The organism is Adhaeribacter terreus (assembly GCF_042657365.1).
Lineage (GTDB): Bacteria > Bacteroidota > Bacteroidia > Cytophagales > Hymenobacteraceae > Adhaeribacter_A > Adhaeribacter_A terreus.
Genome location: NZ_JBHSKT010000001.1, coordinates 73364 through 90433, shown reverse-complemented (window position 1 = coordinate 90433; position 17070 = coordinate 73364). Strand labels below are relative to the sequence as shown.

The following is a 17070-nucleotide window of genomic DNA, read 5'->3' as shown; positions in this document are numbered from 1 at the left end:
CTTTTTACTTGTTTCTTTTGCTGAAAAAAAGAATTTCGGAAAACCACATCTTTTCAATTTCCGGATCAAGATACTTTGTAGTAAAAGTGGCGTTTTTAACAAACTCTTGAATCCGTTTAGCAGTTTTTCGCTTTTTTGTATTAAGCATTAAAATTTCTGCTTTGCCTCCCGTATCAATAAGAAGTTGTATTTCGAAGGAAATTTTTACTTTCTTCGAACCTAATAGATGAGATGGAATAGTATCGTAGCCTAAATGTTCCGCCAACGCATTTTCAAAATCTCGGTTATCAGCTAATTCAGGAATTCCGTATTGTTTAAAATCCACTTCTCTAACTTTACTCTTTAAAGTATCAATCCGGACTTTTTCATTTTTTATTTGATTATAAGCATCGCCTTTTCTTTTAAGAATCTGGCCCTTATCCAAATCAAGCAGCAAAATTTCATTATCAGAGGTAATTATATTTAATGAATCGCCAGTTGTAAAAAGGCAATTTTCATCCATTATTACCTGAATTGAATCTGGAACAAAATCATTGATCTTTTCCCAATTGTTGTAGAAGACTTCATCATAGCTATTATAAATCCAATTGGGAAGTTCTCTTAGAGAATTTAATAGTTCTTTTATTTTATATGCCTTTACTTTTATCCCTTTATTAAAGATAACAATAGCTTCATCTTCGGGATAAGTTGCATATTGTTTAACCAGAACTAAGATGTTTCCGGAATTATTAATAAAAGTATTTGTTTCAGGAAAATACCTTTGAAACTCCGCAACTACTTTATTGTCCGGCCCATATATTGTAGTTCTACCCAATGTATCAAACAACTGCGAAGCATAAGGCCTTGATATCAAATAATGCGATTTGTCTGGGGAATATTTAGTGTAGAAAGTATTTAAAACATAATCCTTAATCTGCCCAAAACTTTGGGTAGAAACAAGGAAAGCTAAAATCATCAAAAAGCCTAATTTCATATTTTAGTTATAATGCAATTCCATTTAGGATTAATATTCATTCCTATCGGGATAACCCAATTTAATAAATCAAAAAGTATTCAAACGATGTAAAGCAAAAAGCCACTCCTTCCGAAATGGCTTTTACTTTTTATATCAAATTTAATAGCGTTCCTGACTTTTCAGCCCCAAAACCCTACCGTTTTTCTAACCTTACTCCGCTTGCTGCGCTTCAATTTCTTCCTTCCGTTTTTCCTCCGGAATAATTAAAAATACATCTTCGGTCGGCTTTTTCATCAGGTATTTTTCGCGGGCGAATTTTTCCAGCAGATCGGCGTCGCTCATCAGTTCGTGGCGGTCTTTTTCAACTTCCTCAATTTTGGTGAGGTAGTAATCGCGTTCTTCTTCCAGGTCGCTGAGTTTTTTGCTCATCTGGTACTGCCTGATAAAATCGTTCTCATCGAAAAAGAACATCCAGGTCAGAAACGCCGCCGTTACCAGAAAATAAAAGCTTCGGAAAATTTTTGGAATCCGCTCCCACATGGCTTCTGAAAGTTAAAAGTTATGAGTTAAAAGTTATGAGTTTTTAGCGCTAAAACCGTAGCGTTTTGCCCAAACGTTTTCATTCAAAAAGAAAGCCGCCCTCCTTCCGGAAAGCGGCCTTAAAGTTACAAAGAAACTCGGTACAAATTTTTCTGCCAGAGCTCTTTATTTCAAAATCGAACATTCGAACGTCGAGCGATCGAAAATTCGAAATTACATTTTGCGACCAGGGTAGTAAGCAGTTTCTCCCAGTTCTTCTTCAATGCGAAGGAGCTGGTTATATTTCGCCATCCGGTCAGAGCGCGAAGCCGAACCGGTTTTTATCTGACCGCAGTTCAACGCAACCGCTAAATCAGCAATCGTGTTGTCTTCCGTTTCGCCGGAACGGTGGCTCATGATGCTCTTATAACCGTTTCTACGGCCTAAGTTGATCGCATCGATGGTCTCAGAAAGCGAACCGATCTGGTTTACTTTGATCAAAATAGCGTTAGCAGTTTGCTTATCGATACCTTCCTGAAGACGCTTCACGTTCGTTACGAACAGATCATCACCCACCAGCTGCACTTTATCGCCAACCGTGTCGGTTAGTTCTTTCCAGCCTTTCCAGTCGTCCTCGTCCATACCGTCTTCAATTGAAAGGATCGGGTATTTCGAGCACCAGTCTTTCCAATAAGAAACCATTTCCGAAGAAGTCAGTTTGTCGCCGGTAGATTTTTTGAAATGATAGTGACTTCCATCGAAAAACTCAGAGCTGGCTGCATCCATGGCAATCATCATATCGTCGCCCGGCTTGTAACCTGCTTTTTCAATGGCCTGCAATACCACTTTAATGGCATCTTCGTTCGAAGACAAGTTCGGTGCGAAACCACCTTCATCACCTACGTTCGTAGAAAGGCCTTTGTCTTTCAGCACGTTTTTCAGGTGGTGGAATACTTCCGAACCCATGCGCAACGCTTCAGAGAAAGAAGAAGCACCAACCGGCATGATCATGAATTCCTGGAAATCGATTGCGTTATCTGCATGGCTGCCGCCGTTCAGAATGTTCATCATCGGCACCGGCAACGTATTGGCAGAAGTACCACCCACGTAACGGAACAAGCTCAGACCAGCTTCCTGCGCAGCCGCCCGGGCAATTGCCAAAGAAACACCCAGGATCGCATTCGCCCCGAACTTCGCCTTGTTTGGCGTGCCGTCCAGCTCGATCATGATCTTATCCAGCAGGTTCTGCTCATAAACGGAGAAACCAATTAGCTCATCCGCAATGATCTCGTTCACGTTCTTTACGGCCTGCATCACGCCTTTACCCATGTAACGGCTCTTGTCGCCATCGCGCAACTCCACTGCTTCGTGCTTACCGGTAGAAGCGCCGGAAGGAACCGCCGCGCGGCCCATAAAGCCATTTTCAGTTATTACATCAACTTCTACAGTCGGATTGCCGCGCGAATCGAAGATCTGGCGCGCTTTAATGTCTTGAATCAAGGCCATAATTAGCGGTTTATAGTTTTATTTTTTAATTGAGTTATTGATAAGTTTAATGAATTCATCGAAAAGGTATTCCGAATCGTGCGGCCCCGGCGAAGATTCCGGGTGATACTGTACCGAAAAAGCCGGCTTATTCTTCATCCGGATACCTTCAACAGTATTATCGTTTAAATTAATGTGCGTTACTTCAACTTCCGGATGATCTTTTACCGCATCGGCATCCACTGCAAAACCGTGGTTTTGCGAAGTTACTTCACACTTACCGGTAATCAGGTTCTTCACCGGATGATTCAAACCACGGTGACCGTTCTTCATTTTATAAGTCTTGATGCCGTTAGCCTGCGCAAGGATCTGATGCCCCATACAAATACCAAACAGCGGCTTTTCAATTTTCAGCACTTCCTTCACAGTATTCACCGCTTCGGTCGTAGCTGCTGGGTCACCAGGTCCGTTAGAAATGTAATAACCATCCGGTCCCCAGGCTTCCATTTCCTCAAAAGGCGTATTGTAAGGGAAAACTTTGCACTCACATCCGCGTGCCACAAGTTCATCCATGCTGTTGCGCTTAACGCCCAGATCAAGCACCGCAACTTTAAACTTTGGGTTTTCAGCCTCTAAACCATACGGTTTTTCGGTACTCACTTTAGAAGAAAGCTCCAAACCAGCCATCGAAGGAACTTCTTTCAATTTCAGTTTCAGTTCTTCCATATCTAAAATTTCGGAAGAAATGACTGCATTCATCGCCCCCTTATTCCGGATATGGCGAACTAACTCACGGGTATCAATTTCGCAAATTCCAACCACACCGGCTTTCTCAAAATATTCCTGCAAGGAAGTATCAGCCATTTTGCGCGAAAAATGCGTAGAAAATTCCTTGCAAACCAAACCTTTGATCTGAATTTTATCAGACTCTACCTCGGTAGGAATTACCCCGTAATTTCCAATATGGGAAGTGGTAGTTAAAACCAGCTGGCCGAAATAAGATGGGTCAGTAAAAATTTCCTGATAACCGGTCATGCCGGTATTGAAGCAAAGCTCGCCGCCGGTAGTTCCAATCGTGCCTAAGGCTTTACCTTTAAAAACTGTACCATCCTCCAGCAACAGGATAGCTTCTTTCGAGTGTGCGTTGTTCATAGAAAAAAGATTTTGCAAAAATAAAAAAGGGATACGACTTACGCCGTATCCCTCTTAAAATTATTTCAAATGAATAGCTTATTTCGCATCTTCAGTTGATGTTTCAGTTGAATCAGTTGATTCTGCAGTTTGCTCAGAAGAAGCTGTATCTTCAGCTTTTTTCTTAGCACCACCAGCTCTTCTACGAGTCTTAGGCTTAGCAGCAGCTGCAGCTTCAGTAGTATTTAACAACGTTTCGTTGAAATCAACTAACTCGATGATACAAATATCAGCATTATCACCTAAACGATTACCCATTTTGAAAATACGGGTATAACCACCTGGTCTGGTTGCAACTTTTGCAGCTACTGTATCAAAAAGCTCTTTTACAGACTCTTTGTTCTGTAAGTAAGAGAATACAATACGACGTGAATGCGTAGTATCATTTTTAGATTTAGTCAGCAAAGGCTCAACATATTTACGCAGTGCTTTCGCTTTGGCAACTGTAGTAGTGATCCGCTTGTGCAGGATCAGGGAAGATGCCATGTTAGAAAGCATTGCTTTGCGGTGAGCAGATGTTCTTCCTAAGTGATTTACTTTTTTACCGTGTCTCATATTAATTTATTTGTGCACGTGCATACCGTCGATCAACCTTTCAGGATCGGGAATTATGCAGTTGATTTATTAATCTTCTTCTAATTTATACTTAGAAAGATCCATCCCGAAAGTCAGGCCTTTCTCATCTACCAAATTCTCCAGTTCTGTCAAAGACTTTTTACCGAAGTTACGGAATTTCATCATATCCTGAAGATCAAGCTGAACTAAGTCGCCTAAAGTACGGATATCAGCTGCTTTTAAGCAGTTGTAAGCCCGAACAGAAAGATCCATATCACTCAGTTGCGTCTTCAGAATTTTACGCATATGCAGCATTTCTTCGTCCACAGCTTCCTCTTCTTCCTGCTTGGCAGTTTCGAAAGTCATGGTGTTGTCAGAGAACAACATAAAATGCTGGATCAGAATATTGGCTGCGCCTTTCAAAGCATCTTCCGGATGGATTGATCCATCCGTCTGAATATCTATTAAAAGTTTTTCGTAGTCAGTTTTCTGTTCAACACGCGTATTTTCGATGCTATAGCGCACATTCTTAATTGGAGTGTAAATAGCATCAATCGCTATCTGGCCAAACACCTGATCAGCTGGTTTGTTCTCATCAGCTGGTACATAACCTCTGCCTTTTTGAATAGTAAGCTCAATTTCGAAATTGATGCTCGAATCTAAATGACAGATAACTAAATCAGGGTTCAGTACTTCAAAGCTGCTGGTGAAATTATTGATTTCACCAGCCATAAAGCTATCTTTTCCAGAAATGGAAACGGTAATTTTATCATCAATTACATCGCTGATTTTCTTGAAGCGAACCATTTTCAGGTTCAGAATAATTTCAGATACATCTTCCATTACTCCTTCAATAGCAGAAAATTCGTGCAATACGCTAGGAATTCGAATAGCAGTAATAGCAAAACCTTCCAGCGAAGACAATAAGATACGTCTTAAAGCATTTCCAATAGTTACACCATATCCTTTTTCAAGCGGCTTGAATTCAAATTGTCCGTTAAAGTCATCCGACTTTTCCATGACAACTTTTTCAGGCATTTGAAAAGCTAATATTGACATATACGCAATTTTAATGGTTGAAAATTTATTTGGGTTAGCTTTATTCTAAGTAAAAATTACTTAGAATAAAGCTCTACGATAAGCTGCTCCTGAATTTTTTCAGGAATCAGATCTCTAGCAGGCGCAGAAATGAACTTACCAGCCATTTCTTTGCCATCCCACTCTAACCATGAAAATTGACGAGCGTTACGGGCAGAAAGACTATTGGTAATTACTTCTAATGACTTTGATTTCTCTCTAACTGCTACAATATCGCCTGGTCTTAATGAATAAGATGAAATATTAACAATCTCACCATTCACAGTAATATGCTTGTGTAATACTAACTGACGAGCAGAACGACGCGTTGGAGCAATACCTAAACGATAAACAGTATTGTCTAAGCGTGACTCTAATAAAGCCAGTAAGTTTTCACCGGTAATACCACCTTTAGCAGCAGCTTTGTGAAACAGATTCTCAAACTGTTTCTCAAGCATACCATAAAGGTATTTTACCTTCTGTTTTTCCATCAGCTGAACTGCATATTCAGACTGCTTCTTGCGGCGGCCACGACCGTGCATCCCAGGAGGATAAGCTTTCTTTTGCAATGCTTTGCTGGCACCGAAGATTGGTTCAGCGAATCTTCTGGAAATTTTGCTTTTGGGGCCTGTATATCTTGCCATATATAATTATGTCAAATAAAATGCTACTAATTAAACTCTTCTGCGTTTTGGAGGACGGCAGCCATTGTGTGGCAATGGAGTAACATCTTTAATAGTAGTTACTTCAATACCTACATTTTGTACGGTTCTGATCGCAGATTCGCGGCCAGCACCAGGTCCCTTAACAAAAACCTCAGCTTTGCGCATACCTGCTTCATAAGCAACTTTAGCGCAATCTGAAGCGGCCATCTGAGCTGCATAAGGAGTATTCTTTTTAGAACCCTTAAAGCCCATTTTACCAGCAGATGCCCAGGAAATTACCTGACCATTATTATTAGTAACAGAGATGATAATATTATTGAAAGAGGCTTTAATATGGACTTGGCCAGTCTGTTCAACAACGACAACTCGTTTCTTCGCTTTATCTTTTCTTTTCTGAGCCATTATCTAATTATTTAGTAGCCTTCTTCTTATTTGCAACGGTTTTACGTTTGCCTTTACGAGTACGGGAATTATTCTTCGTACGCTGACCTCTGGTTGGTAAACCTTTCCGGTGGCGTAAACCACGGTAAGAACCAATGTCCATTAAACGTTTGATATTAAGTTGAACTTCTGATCTCAGAACACCTTCAGTCTTATGCTCAGCGGCAATAATACCACGGATTGCTATAGCCTCTTCTTCTGTCCAGTCGCTAACTTTTTTATCGTAACTTACTCCAGCTTTAGATAAGATGGATTTCGAAGCACTTCTACCTATCCCGAAGATGTAGGTCAGCGCTATCTCGCCTCTCTTCTTGTCTGGAATATCTACTCCTGCTATTCTAGCCATTTCTAATTTTTATTTAATTAACCTTGTCTTTGTTTATAACGTGGATTTTTTTTGTTGATCACATAAAGTTTTCCTTTACGACGGATTACTTTACAGTCAACGCTTCTTTTTTTAACGGAGGCTTTAACTTTCATTATTTCTATTTATAACGGTAAACAATTCTTCCTTTGCTTAGATCATATGGCGACATTTCAAGTTTAACTTTATCGCCCGGTAATATTTTGATGTAATGCATTCGCATTTTACCGGAAATGTGAGCGATTAACTGATGTCCGTTCTCGAGCTCGACCCTAAACATTGCATTTGATAATGCTTCAATGATAGTTCCGTCTTGTTCGATTGACGATTGTTTAGCCATGTTCTATTTAAAAGCTTTATCTATATATTCCCAAGTAGTTAGAATTTCAGCTTTATCTTTTCTAACTACAATAGTATGTTCAAAATGTGCTGAGGGTTTACGATCGCGTGTCCGAATTGTCCAACCATCATTTTCCTGTACAATATTACGGGTACCCAAATTCACCATTGGTTCAATAGCAATTACTAAGCCCGCCTGTAATTTTAATCCTTGTCCTCTTTTCCCATAATTAGGAACTTCAGGACCTTCATGTAAATTTCGGCCAATTCCATGTCCGACTAATTCCCGAACAACAGAATAACCTTCTTGTTCAACATGTTGCTGAATAGCATTAGCAACATCACCCATTCGGTTACCAACTACAGCCTTCTCAATTCCTTTGAATAAAGATTGTTTCGTTTTCTCTAAAAGGGAAAGAGTTGCGGTATCGACTTTACCAATAGCATGAGTGTATGCGCTATCACTATGGAATCCATTAAATTTTACACCGCAATCTACAGAAACAACATCACCATCTTTTATAATGTATGATCCTGGAAAACCATGAACAACGGTTTCATTAACAGAAATACATAAGCTATATGGAAAACCGTTGTACCCTTTAAATGAGGGTATTCCACCTGAATCCCGAATAAACTCTTCTGCAAGTTTATCAAGATGCAAAGTGGTTATGCCTTCTTTAATATTCGATGCAACTAATCCGTGAGCTTTACCCAAAATTTGGGCACTCTCACGGATTACAGAAATTTCCTCTTCTGATTTATAAAAAACCATTTAAGAAGCAATAGCTATATTTTGCGTACGACCTTTAAGTTTTCCAGATTTCATCATACCATCATAATGCTTCATCAGGAGATAACTTTCAATCTGATTCATAGTATCTAAAACCACACCCACCATAATGATAAGGGAAGTTCCACCAAAGAATGAGGAAAATTCTCTGCTAACACCTAATTGAAATGCAAAAGTAGGTAAAATTGCGATAATAGCCAAAAAAATAGCGCCTGGTAAAGTAATTTTAGACAATACATCATCAATAAATTCGGATGTAGCTAATCCAGGTTTAATACCGGGAACAAAACCACCACTTCTTTTTAAATCATCGGCTATTTGATTTGGGTTAACACTTATTGCTGTATAGAAATAAGTAAACACCAAGATCAGAAATGCAAATAATAAATTATGAACAAATGAATAAGGATCTGATAAAGTAGTTAGAAAACCTCCAACATCTTCATTCACATCACGCCACATTGATCCCACAAGCGCTGGAATAAACATTAACGATTGCGCAAAAATAATTGGCATTACACCTGCTGCATTTACTTTGAGTGGAATAAATTGTCGTTGTCCTGCAACTGAAGATCCACCTCCAAGCTGTTTTGCGTATTGGATAGGAATACGTCTGATTGCTTGCGTTAGCATTACTACAGCCATCACAATAAAATAAAGCACAATCAATTCAAAAATAAATATCAGGGCTCCATTTAATTGTTTTGAAATGGCTTCTGCTATCAATGCACCTGGTAAACGGGAAGCAATACCAATCATAATTAGCATTGAAATACCATTACCAATACCTTTATCAGTTATTTTTTCTCCTAACCACATACAAAACATTGTTCCTGCAGTTAAAATGATCATTGAACTGATAGTAAAAAAGGTATTATTAGCAACTATCGCTTCACTATTAATGGTTGCAATGAAACCAATAGATTGGGCTAACGTAATTGCAATCGTTAAAACTCGGGTAATTTGATTAATCTTTTTACGTCCGGACTCTCCTTCTTTTTGCATCTTCTGAAAATATGGTACTGCAATCGTTAATAATTGTAGCACAATAGATGCAGAAATATAAGGCATAATACCCAATGCAAAGATTGAAGCATTACTAAAAGCACCACCTAATAAAGTATCCAACACCCCGAAGATACCCTGGGCGTTGGACTTTAATTGTGATGGATCAATTCCGGGAAGAACAACATAAGAACCTAAACGAAAGATCGCAATAAAGCCTAACGTATTTAAAATACGTGTTCGCAAATCGTCAATGGCGAAAATGTTCTTAATTGTTGTAAAAAGCTTATTCATAAACTTAATTAAAGCGTAATTACTTTACCACCTGCTTTTTCGATTGCTTCGATAGCAGACTTAGAGAAAGCATGAGCAGAAACTTCGATAGCAGAGGTAAGTTCACCACGGCCTAAAACTTTAATCTGATCATTTTTCGAAGCTAAACCATTAGTTCTAAAAGTTTCAAATGTAAAATTTGTTGTACCTTGAGAAGCTAAATTTTGTAAAACATCCAGGTTAATAGCTGAATATTCTACACGGTTAATATTTTTAAAGCCGAATTTAGGAACGCGTCTTTGTAAAGGCATTTGACCACCTTCAAAACCAGCTTTACTTGAATAACCTGATCTTGATTTAGCACCTTTATGACCACGTGTGGAAGTACCACCACGACCAGAACCAGTACCTCTACCAATTCGCTTTCTATTCTTTACAGAACCTTCGGCTGGTTTTAATGAACTTAAATTCATTTTATAAATTTTTTACAGATACTAAATGTTGAACTTTATTAACCATACCAGCAATTTGTGGAGTTAACTCAACAGTAACTGATTTGCTGATTTTACCTAATCCTAAAGCTTTCATTGTAAGCTTTTGGTTCTCAGGCTTGTCAATTATGCTTTTAACCTGAGTAATTGTTACCTGTGCCATGGATTATCCGTTAAAAACTTTTGAAAGTGAAATACCACGTTGCTGAGCAACTACTAAAGGATCACGCATTTTTGAAAGAGCATCAAAAGTAGCTTTAACAACGTTGTGGGGATTAGAAGATCCTTTAGATTTAGCTAAAACATCTTTAATTCCAGCACTTTCAAATACGGCTCGCATTGCACCACCGGCTATTACACCAGTACCAGCAGCAGCAGGTTTTACTAATACAAAACCACCAGAATATTTACCTTCAATTGTATGAGGTACAGTATGATGATAAAGAGGAACTTTTACAAGATTCTTTTTCGCATCATCAATACCTTTTGCAATAGCATCAGTTACCTCATTAGCTTTACCTAAGCCATAACCAACTGTTCCATTACCATCACCAACTACAACAATAGCAGAGAAACTGAATCGACGACCACCTTTAACAACTTTTGCAACACGTTTGATTGCAACTACGCGTTCTTTAAGATCAGTATCACTGGCCTTAACCGCACGTACATTATTCTTCATCATATCAAATTAGAATTTAAGTCCAGCCTCACGTGCACCGTCGGCCAATGATTTTACACGTCCATGATAAAGGTAACCCGAACGGTCAAATACTACAGTTGAGATACCCAGCTCAAGAGCCTTTTGCGCAATTTGTTTTCCTACTTCAACTGAAGATGCAACTTTATTAGTAGCACCTTCAGCTTTTGCAGAAGAAACTGCAGCTAAAGTACGGCCAGACAAATCATCAATGATTTGAGCGTAGATATTTTTGTTACTTCTAAATACAGACAGTCTTGGTCTCTCAGAAGTACCGGAAATTTTATTCCGGATACCTCTTTTGATTCGTAATCTTCTTAGTTCTTTATTTACAGCCATGATTAATTCTTATTTAGAAGCAGTTTTACCAGCTTTTCTACGAACCACTTCACCAACGAAACGGATACCTTTACCTTTGTAAGGCTCAACTTTACGCAACGATCTGATTTTTGCAGCTACCTGACCAATCAGTTGCTTATCGATGCTTTCAAGTGTGATAACCGGAGCTTTACCTTTTTCAGTTACAGCTGTTGCAGTAACTTCATTTGGTAAAGAAAGGAAAATATTGTGTGAATAACCTAAGGCTAATTCTAAAGTTGTTCCAGCCATGGATGCTTTATAACCTACACCTACAAGTTCCAGATCTTCTTTATAACCCTGGCTTACACCTACAATCATATTGTTGATCAATGAACGATATAAACCGTGCATTGCTTTATGACGCTTTTGCTCGGTGGGTCTTTCAACTAGCAAAGTATTACCATCCTGAGAAACAGTAATATCACGGTCAACAATTGTAGATAAGGAGCCTTTAGGGCCTTTCACGGTAACTTCATTATTAGAAGATACAGTTACTTCCACTTTTTCAGGAAGTGTAATTGGTAATTTACCTATACGCGACATCTCTTAACCAACTTTTAATATACGTAACATAAAACTTCGCCACCTACATTCAAATTGCGAGCTTCTTTTTCGGTAATTACACCTTTAGAAGTTGAAAGAATAGCTATACCTAAGCCATTCAAAACCCGCGGCAGGTTTTCAATATGTGCATATTTACGTAAACCTGGCTTTGAAATTCTTTCAAGGTTTACGATTGCAGATTGCTTTGTAGCAGGATTATATTTCAAAGCAATTTTGATAGTACCTTGAACAGAGGAATCATCAAAGCGGTAGCTTTGAATATAGCCTTTTTCGTAAAGTACTTTAGTGATCTCTTTCTTTATCTTGCTGGACGGAATTTCTACCACGCGGTGGTTTGCCTTAATGGCATTACGCAACCGGGTTAAGTAATCCGCTATTGGATCTGTATTCATTGTTACTATATTAAAAGTATATTAAGCTCTTAGCGAGCCGCAAAGATACTACAATTTATTAAATACTAAAACTAAATTGTTACCTACCAGCTTGACTTTGTTACACCTGGAATTTTACCAGCAGATGCAAGTTCACGGAAAGTTACCCGTGAAATGCCAAACTTACGCATATATCCTCTCGGACGGCCTGTAAGTTTGCAACGATTGTGTAAACGAACTGGTGAAGCATTTTTTGGAAGTTTATCCAGCGCTTCATAATCACCAGCAGCTTTTAATTCTTTCCGCTTCTCAGCATACTTAGCTACTGTTGCGATTCTTTTTAATTCGCGGGCTTTTACTGATTCTTTAGCCATTTTATTATTTCTTTACGTTTGTAAAAGGCATTCCAAAAGCTTTCAATAGTTCGTAGCTTTCCTCATCGTTTTGAGCAGTAGTTACAAACGTTATATCCATACCTGAAATTGATTTGATCTTATCAATTGAAATTTCAGGGAAAATAATTTGCTCCTTAATACCTAAAGTATAATTCCCACGACCATCGAAACCTTTATCGTTTACACCTTTAAAGTCACGTACACGTGGAAGTGCAATAGTAAGCAAACGGTCTAAAAATTCATACATGCGTTCTCCGCGCAACGTTACACGCGCACCGATCGGCATACCTTCTCTTAACTTAAAGTTAGAGATAGAATTCTTAGCTTTTGTAGCTACTGCTTTCTGGCCACTTATTGTTGTCAACTCGTCAACACCAATATCAACCAGTTTTTTATCGGCTACTGCGTTACCAATACCGCGGTTGATGCTGATCTTGGTAATGCGTGGAACCTGCATAATGCTTTTATACTGAAATTTCTCTTTCAGTGCAGGCATTACTTCCTTTTCGTATTTATCTTTTAATCTTGCTGATGCCATTATAATGCCTCCCCGGATTTTTTAGAATAACGCTCTAATTTACCGCTTTTATTGATACGTTTTCCAGTTCGTGTAGCAATCCCTTTTTTGCCTTCAATCAACATCACGTTGCTGGCATTAATGCCGGCTTCCATTTTGTCGATTCCACCCTGTGGATTTTTAGCACTTGGTTTGCTATGTTTTGTTACCAGGTTTAAACCTTCAACAATTACACGAGAGTTTTTTGTATCAACTGAAGTAATTTTGCCGGTTTTGCCTTTTTCATCACCTGCAATAACTTTTACAGTATCGCCGGTTTTAACATGAAGTTTTGCTGTCTTTGTTACTACTGTTTTCATCTTATAAAACTTCAGGGGCTAAAGATACAATTTTCATGAACTGTTTTTCACGAAGCTCACGCGCAACCGGACCAAAAATACGGGTACCACGTGGTTCATCGTTATTGTTCAGTAATACTGCAGCATTATCGTCGAAACGAATATAAGAACCATCCTTACGGCGGATTTCTTTTTTAGTGCGTACAATAACTGCTTTAGAAACAGTTCCTTTTTTAACGTTACCGGAAGATAAAGCTGACTTAACAGTTACTACAATCTTATCACCGATCGAAGCATATTTTTTACCGGTACCACCTAATACACGGATGCAAAGAACTTCTTTTGCACCGCTATTATCAGCAACGGATAATCTTGATTCTTGCTGTATCATCTTATTTAGCTCTCTCTATAATTTCAACTAAACGCCAGTTTTTATTCTTGCTCAACGGACGAGTTTCCATGATGCGAACTGTATCACCAATACCGCACTCATTATTTTCATCGTGAGCCATAAACTTGTTCGATTTGGTCAAGAATTTACCGTAGATCGGATGCTTAGTCCGGCTCTCAACCAAAACAGTGATAGATTTGTCCATCTTATTGCTAACAACTCTACCGCTTCTTTCTTTTCTTAAATTTCTCTCTTGCATTTTACTTTGCGTTTTGGGAGTTTAAAGCGATTTCCCGGTTACGGATTTCAGTATTCAGACGAGCAATCTGCTTTCTGCTTTCTTTAATCTTTAATGGGTTTTCCAAAGGTGAAATCGAATGCGCAAATTTAAGATTCTGGCTATTGGTGCGTTCTGCGATCACCTGGGCCTTCAATTCGTCGAGAGAAAGGCCTTTGATATCTGTTTTTTTCATACTACTTGCTCTCAACGTAATCTCTACGTACTACAAATTTCGTTCTTACCGGTAGCTTTTGAGCAGCTAACCGCAGGGATTCCTGAGCGATCTCCAATGATACACCATCAGATTCAAACATAATGGTACCTGGCTTTACACAGGCTACCCAATACTCAGGAGAACCTTTACCCTTACCCATACGTACTTCGGCTGGTTTCTTGGTAATAGGTTTATCAGGGAAAATACGGATCCAAACCTGGCCTTCACGTTTCATTGCACGGGTCATTGCGATACGTGCTGCTTCAATCTGACGGCTGGTGATCCAGGATGCTTCTAATGATTTTATCGCGAAAGAGCCAAATGAGATAGAGCTGCCCCGGTTAGCTAAACCAGTAACCCGCCCCTTCATCATTTTTCTATATTTCGTTCTTTTTGGTTGTAACATCTTAAAAAAAACTTGAAGTTAACTTTATATGATTAACGGCGTGGTTTATTTCCACCGGAGTTGTTGCGACGTGGTCCACCACTTTCGCCTTTGTTATCACGTCCGCCTCTTTCGCCTCCACGGTCATTACGACGACCTGAACGCTCACCGCGGTCAGAACGTTCATTTCTTTCGCCGCGGGAACCACCTGAAGCAGATTTGCTTTCAGCTGGTATCTGGTTTGGAGAAAGATCTTTTTTACCGTAGATCTCGCCTTTGAAGATCCAAACTTTAATACCTAATTTACCATAAACCGTTTGTGCTTCGGAAAGCGCATAATCGATATCAGCACGTAAAGTATGCAATGGAGTTCTTCCTTCTTTATAGTGCTCAGTACGAGCCATCTCAGCACCGCCTAAACGGCCTGACACCTGGATCTTGATACCTTCAGCACCAACACGTAAAGCAGAAGAAATTGCCTGCTTCATAGCACGACGGAAAGAGATACGAGCTTGTAACTGCTGTGCAACAGATTCACCTACAAGTTTTGCATCAAGTTCAGGACGTTTGATTTCGAAGATATTGATCTGAACATCTTTGCTCGTGATCTTTTTTAACTCTTCTTTAATTTTATCTACTTCCTGACCACCTTTACCAATTACAACACCAGGACGGGCTGTATTAATAGTAATTGTGATTCTTTTTAAGGTACGCTCAATTACGATTTTAGAAATACCGCCCTTAGGGATACGCGCAAGGATGTATTTTCTAATTTTTTCATCTTCTACCAGCTTTTCAGCGAAATCTTTACCACCGTACCAGTTAGAGTCCCAACCTTTTACAATACCTAGGCGAAGACCAATCGGATTTACTTTTTGTCCCATCTTAACTTATTTGGCTTTAGTGGTTGTTTCAGCTTTTTTTGCTTTTTTAGATACCATTTCTTCATCAGATTTCGCATCGATGATCAAGGTAATGTGGTTCGATCTTTTGCGGATCCGGTGACCACGGCCTTGTGGCGCAGGACGAAGACGCTTCAAAGTACGGCCTTCATCAACAAAGATCTCTTTGATGTAAAGGTTTGAATCTTCGATACGTGAATCTTCGTTTTTAGCTTGCCAGTTAGATAAAGCGGATAAAAGAAGTTTTTCGATCTTTTCAGCACCTGAATTGGCTTCAAATTTCAAGATGCCTAATGCACTGTTCACTTGCTTTCCGCGTACCATATTAGCTACCAGGCGCATTTTGCGCGGCGAGGTAGGTACGTTTCTTAGTTTTGCTACTGCTTCCATGATTATCTCTTGCCTTTATCTTTTTTAGCTACGTGGCCTCTAAAGTTTCTGGTTGGAGCAAATTCGCCAAGTTTATGTCCTACCATGTTTTCAGTTACATAAACCGGGATAAATTTATTACCGTTATGTACTGCAAATGTATGTCCAACGAAATCAGGTGAAATCATTGATCTTCTTGACCAGGTTTTCACCACAGTTTTCTTGCCTGTTTCTTCTAAGGCCTGAACTTTTTTCTCGAGCCTAAAGTCAATATAAGGCCCTTTTTTTAATGATCTTCCCATTTATTTTTTACCTCTATTAACGATTAGTTGCTCGGAATATTTATTCTTATTTCTGGTTTTCTTACCTTTTGATAATAGACCTTTACGTGAGCGAGGGTGACCGCCTGAAGACTTACCTTCACCACCACCCATAGGGTGATCAACCGGGTTCATAGCAACACCACGAACGCGTGGACGAACACCTTTCCAACGATTACGACCAGCTTTACCCATATTCACGTTCATGTGATCAGAGTTAGAAACGGTTCCTACAGTAGCAACGCAATTTACTAAAACCATTCTCATTTCACCTGAAGGCAATTTGATAGTAGCGTAACGGCCTTCACGAGCAACTAACTGAGCATAAGTACCAGCAGAACGGGCTAATATCCCACCTGCGCCTGGCATCAACTCAATGTTATGTATGATTGTACCAAGTGGCATATCTGAAAGTGGCAAGCAATTTCCCACTTCCGGAGCAATACCACTACCAGAAAGAACTGTTGTTCCTACTTTTAAACCTGTTGGTGCAATGATATAAGCTTTCTCACCATCTGCATAATAAAGCAGGGCTATACGGGCAGTACGGTTTGGATCATACTCAATAGATTTTACTATTGCAGGTACACCTAACTTTGTCCGCTTGAAATCAATCATACGGTACTGTTTCTTATGACCGCCACCTATGTAGCGCATGGTCATTTTACCGGAATCATTCCGTCCACCAGATTTTTTTATAGGTGCCAACAGAGATTTCTCCGGAGTTGATGAAGTAATTTCATCGAAGGCTGGAGCTATTCTAAATCTCTGACCTGGTGTTATCGGTCTTAATTTCTTTAAAGCCATTTTT

General features: G+C 39.3%; 30 protein-coding genes. All 30 read right to left on the bottom strand.

Going from position 1 to position 17070, the window contains the following annotated elements:
- Positions 1-4 precede the first annotated feature (4 nt).
- Positions 5-973, bottom strand: a complete 969-nt coding sequence (locus ACFPIB_RS00480) for a hypothetical protein (RefSeq protein ID WP_378015447.1) — start codon at positions 971-973, stop codon at positions 5-7.
- Between the two features lie 192 nt (positions 974-1165).
- On the bottom strand, positions 1166-1495 hold the full coding sequence (locus tag ACFPIB_RS00475) for an FtsB family cell division protein (RefSeq protein ID WP_378015446.1): 330 nt from the start codon (positions 1493-1495) through the stop codon (positions 1166-1168).
- Between the two features lie 213 nt (positions 1496-1708).
- Positions 1709-2980, bottom strand: coding sequence for a phosphopyruvate hydratase (gene eno, locus ACFPIB_RS00470; protein ID WP_378015445.1), 1272 nt, complete (start codon positions 2978-2980; stop codon positions 1709-1711).
- An 18-nt stretch (positions 2981-2998) separates the two neighbouring features.
- The gene (carA, locus tag ACFPIB_RS00465) at positions 2999-4111 is read right to left on the bottom strand and encodes a glutamine-hydrolyzing carbamoyl-phosphate synthase small subunit (protein WP_378015444.1); all 1113 of its coding nucleotides are present in this window, start codon (positions 4109-4111) and stop codon (positions 2999-3001) included.
- 78 nt (positions 4112-4189) lie between these two features.
- Positions 4190-4705, bottom strand: a complete 516-nt coding sequence (rplQ, locus tag ACFPIB_RS00460; RefSeq protein WP_378015443.1) for a 50S ribosomal protein L17 — start codon at positions 4703-4705, stop codon at positions 4190-4192.
- Positions 4706-4774: 69 nt separating this feature from the next.
- Positions 4775-5764: a DNA-directed RNA polymerase subunit alpha gene (locus ACFPIB_RS00455; RefSeq protein ID WP_378015442.1), complete on the bottom strand. Its 990-nt coding sequence runs from the start codon at positions 5762-5764 to the stop codon at positions 4775-4777.
- A gap of 56 nt (positions 5765-5820) precedes the next feature.
- Complete coding sequence (rpsD, locus tag ACFPIB_RS00450) at positions 5821-6426, bottom strand: 30S ribosomal protein S4 (RefSeq protein WP_378015441.1); 606 nt, start codon at positions 6424-6426, stop codon at positions 5821-5823.
- A gap of 30 nt (positions 6427-6456) precedes the next feature.
- Complete coding sequence (gene rpsK / locus ACFPIB_RS00445; protein ID WP_150903916.1) at positions 6457-6849, bottom strand: 30S ribosomal protein S11; 393 nt, start codon at positions 6847-6849, stop codon at positions 6457-6459.
- Positions 6850-6856: 7 nt separating this feature from the next.
- On the bottom strand, positions 6857-7234 hold the full coding sequence (gene rpsM / locus ACFPIB_RS00440) for a 30S ribosomal protein S13 (RefSeq protein WP_378015440.1): 378 nt from the start codon (positions 7232-7234) through the stop codon (positions 6857-6859).
- Between the two features lie 17 nt (positions 7235-7251).
- Positions 7252-7368, bottom strand: coding sequence for a 50S ribosomal protein L36 (rpmJ, locus tag ACFPIB_RS00435; RefSeq protein WP_071890035.1), 117 nt, complete (start codon positions 7366-7368; stop codon positions 7252-7254).
- Positions 7369-7373: 5 nt separating this feature from the next.
- Positions 7374-7592, bottom strand: coding sequence for a translation initiation factor IF-1 (infA, locus tag ACFPIB_RS00430; protein WP_150903919.1), 219 nt, complete (start codon positions 7590-7592; stop codon positions 7374-7376).
- Positions 7593-7595: 3 nt separating this feature from the next.
- A complete protein-coding gene (gene map, locus ACFPIB_RS00425; RefSeq protein WP_378015439.1) occupies positions 7596-8366 on the bottom strand; it encodes a type I methionyl aminopeptidase in 771 nt (256 codons plus the stop codon).
- Positions 8367-9683, bottom strand: a complete 1317-nt coding sequence (gene secY / locus ACFPIB_RS00420) for a preprotein translocase subunit SecY (RefSeq protein WP_378015438.1) — start codon at positions 9681-9683, stop codon at positions 8367-8369.
- Positions 9684-9691: 8 nt separating this feature from the next.
- Complete coding sequence (rplO, locus tag ACFPIB_RS00415) at positions 9692-10135, bottom strand: 50S ribosomal protein L15 (RefSeq protein ID WP_200504056.1); 444 nt, start codon at positions 10133-10135, stop codon at positions 9692-9694.
- 1 nt (position 10136) lies between these two features.
- The gene (gene rpmD / locus ACFPIB_RS00410) at positions 10137-10316 is read right to left on the bottom strand and encodes a 50S ribosomal protein L30 (protein WP_200504055.1); all 180 of its coding nucleotides are present in this window, start codon (positions 10314-10316) and stop codon (positions 10137-10139) included.
- A 3-nt stretch (positions 10317-10319) separates the two neighbouring features.
- Positions 10320-10838, bottom strand: a complete 519-nt coding sequence (gene rpsE, locus ACFPIB_RS00405) for a 30S ribosomal protein S5 (protein ID WP_378015437.1) — start codon at positions 10836-10838, stop codon at positions 10320-10322.
- Positions 10839-10844: 6 nt separating this feature from the next.
- Entirely contained in the window at positions 10845-11192 is a 348-nt protein-coding gene (gene rplR, locus ACFPIB_RS00400) for a 50S ribosomal protein L18 (protein ID WP_378015436.1), read from the bottom strand.
- A gap of 9 nt (positions 11193-11201) precedes the next feature.
- Positions 11202-11756: a 50S ribosomal protein L6 gene (rplF, locus tag ACFPIB_RS00395; protein WP_378015435.1), complete on the bottom strand. Its 555-nt coding sequence runs from the start codon at positions 11754-11756 to the stop codon at positions 11202-11204.
- 14 nt (positions 11757-11770) lie between these two features.
- The gene (gene rpsH, locus ACFPIB_RS00390) at positions 11771-12169 is read right to left on the bottom strand and encodes a 30S ribosomal protein S8 (protein WP_378015434.1); all 399 of its coding nucleotides are present in this window, start codon (positions 12167-12169) and stop codon (positions 11771-11773) included.
- An 83-nt stretch (positions 12170-12252) separates the two neighbouring features.
- Positions 12253-12522 carry a 30S ribosomal protein S14 gene (rpsN, locus tag ACFPIB_RS00385; RefSeq protein WP_200504050.1) on the bottom strand — a complete coding sequence of 90 codons (270 nt, stop codon included), beginning with the start codon at positions 12520-12522 and terminating at the stop codon, positions 12253-12255.
- A gap of 4 nt (positions 12523-12526) precedes the next feature.
- On the bottom strand, positions 12527-13081 hold the full coding sequence (rplE, locus tag ACFPIB_RS00380; RefSeq protein WP_378015433.1) for a 50S ribosomal protein L5: 555 nt from the start codon (positions 13079-13081) through the stop codon (positions 12527-12529).
- Positions 13081-13419: a 50S ribosomal protein L24 gene (gene rplX, locus ACFPIB_RS00375; protein WP_378015432.1), complete on the bottom strand. Its 339-nt coding sequence runs from the start codon at positions 13417-13419 to the stop codon at positions 13081-13083. Before rplX ends, rplE begins: the two co-directional genes overlap by 1 nt.
- A 1-nt stretch (position 13420) precedes the next feature.
- Positions 13421-13789: a 50S ribosomal protein L14 gene (rplN, locus tag ACFPIB_RS00370; RefSeq protein WP_378015431.1), complete on the bottom strand. Its 369-nt coding sequence runs from the start codon at positions 13787-13789 to the stop codon at positions 13421-13423.
- 1 nt (position 13790) lies between these two features.
- On the bottom strand, positions 13791-14048 hold the full coding sequence (gene rpsQ / locus ACFPIB_RS00365; RefSeq protein WP_200504046.1) for a 30S ribosomal protein S17: 258 nt from the start codon (positions 14046-14048) through the stop codon (positions 13791-13793).
- 1 nt (position 14049) lies between these two features.
- Complete coding sequence (gene rpmC / locus ACFPIB_RS00360; RefSeq protein WP_378015430.1) at positions 14050-14262, bottom strand: 50S ribosomal protein L29; 213 nt, start codon at positions 14260-14262, stop codon at positions 14050-14052.
- Between the two features lies 1 nt (position 14263).
- On the bottom strand, positions 14264-14689 hold the full coding sequence (gene rplP, locus ACFPIB_RS00355; protein ID WP_200504044.1) for a 50S ribosomal protein L16: 426 nt from the start codon (positions 14687-14689) through the stop codon (positions 14264-14266).
- Positions 14690-14721: 32 nt separating this feature from the next.
- Positions 14722-15552: a 30S ribosomal protein S3 gene (rpsC, locus tag ACFPIB_RS00350; RefSeq protein ID WP_378015429.1), complete on the bottom strand. Its 831-nt coding sequence runs from the start codon at positions 15550-15552 to the stop codon at positions 14722-14724.
- A 6-nt stretch (positions 15553-15558) separates the two neighbouring features.
- Positions 15559-15960 carry a 50S ribosomal protein L22 gene (gene rplV, locus ACFPIB_RS00345; RefSeq protein WP_378015428.1) on the bottom strand — a complete coding sequence of 134 codons (402 nt, stop codon included), beginning with the start codon at positions 15958-15960 and terminating at the stop codon, positions 15559-15561.
- A 2-nt stretch (positions 15961-15962) separates the two neighbouring features.
- Positions 15963-16241: a 30S ribosomal protein S19 gene (rpsS, locus tag ACFPIB_RS00340; protein ID WP_200504041.1), complete on the bottom strand. Its 279-nt coding sequence runs from the start codon at positions 16239-16241 to the stop codon at positions 15963-15965.
- Positions 16242-17066 carry a 50S ribosomal protein L2 gene (rplB, locus tag ACFPIB_RS00335; RefSeq protein ID WP_378015427.1) on the bottom strand — a complete coding sequence of 275 codons (825 nt, stop codon included), beginning with the start codon at positions 17064-17066 and terminating at the stop codon, positions 16242-16244.
- Positions 17067-17070: the final 4 nt, after the last annotated feature.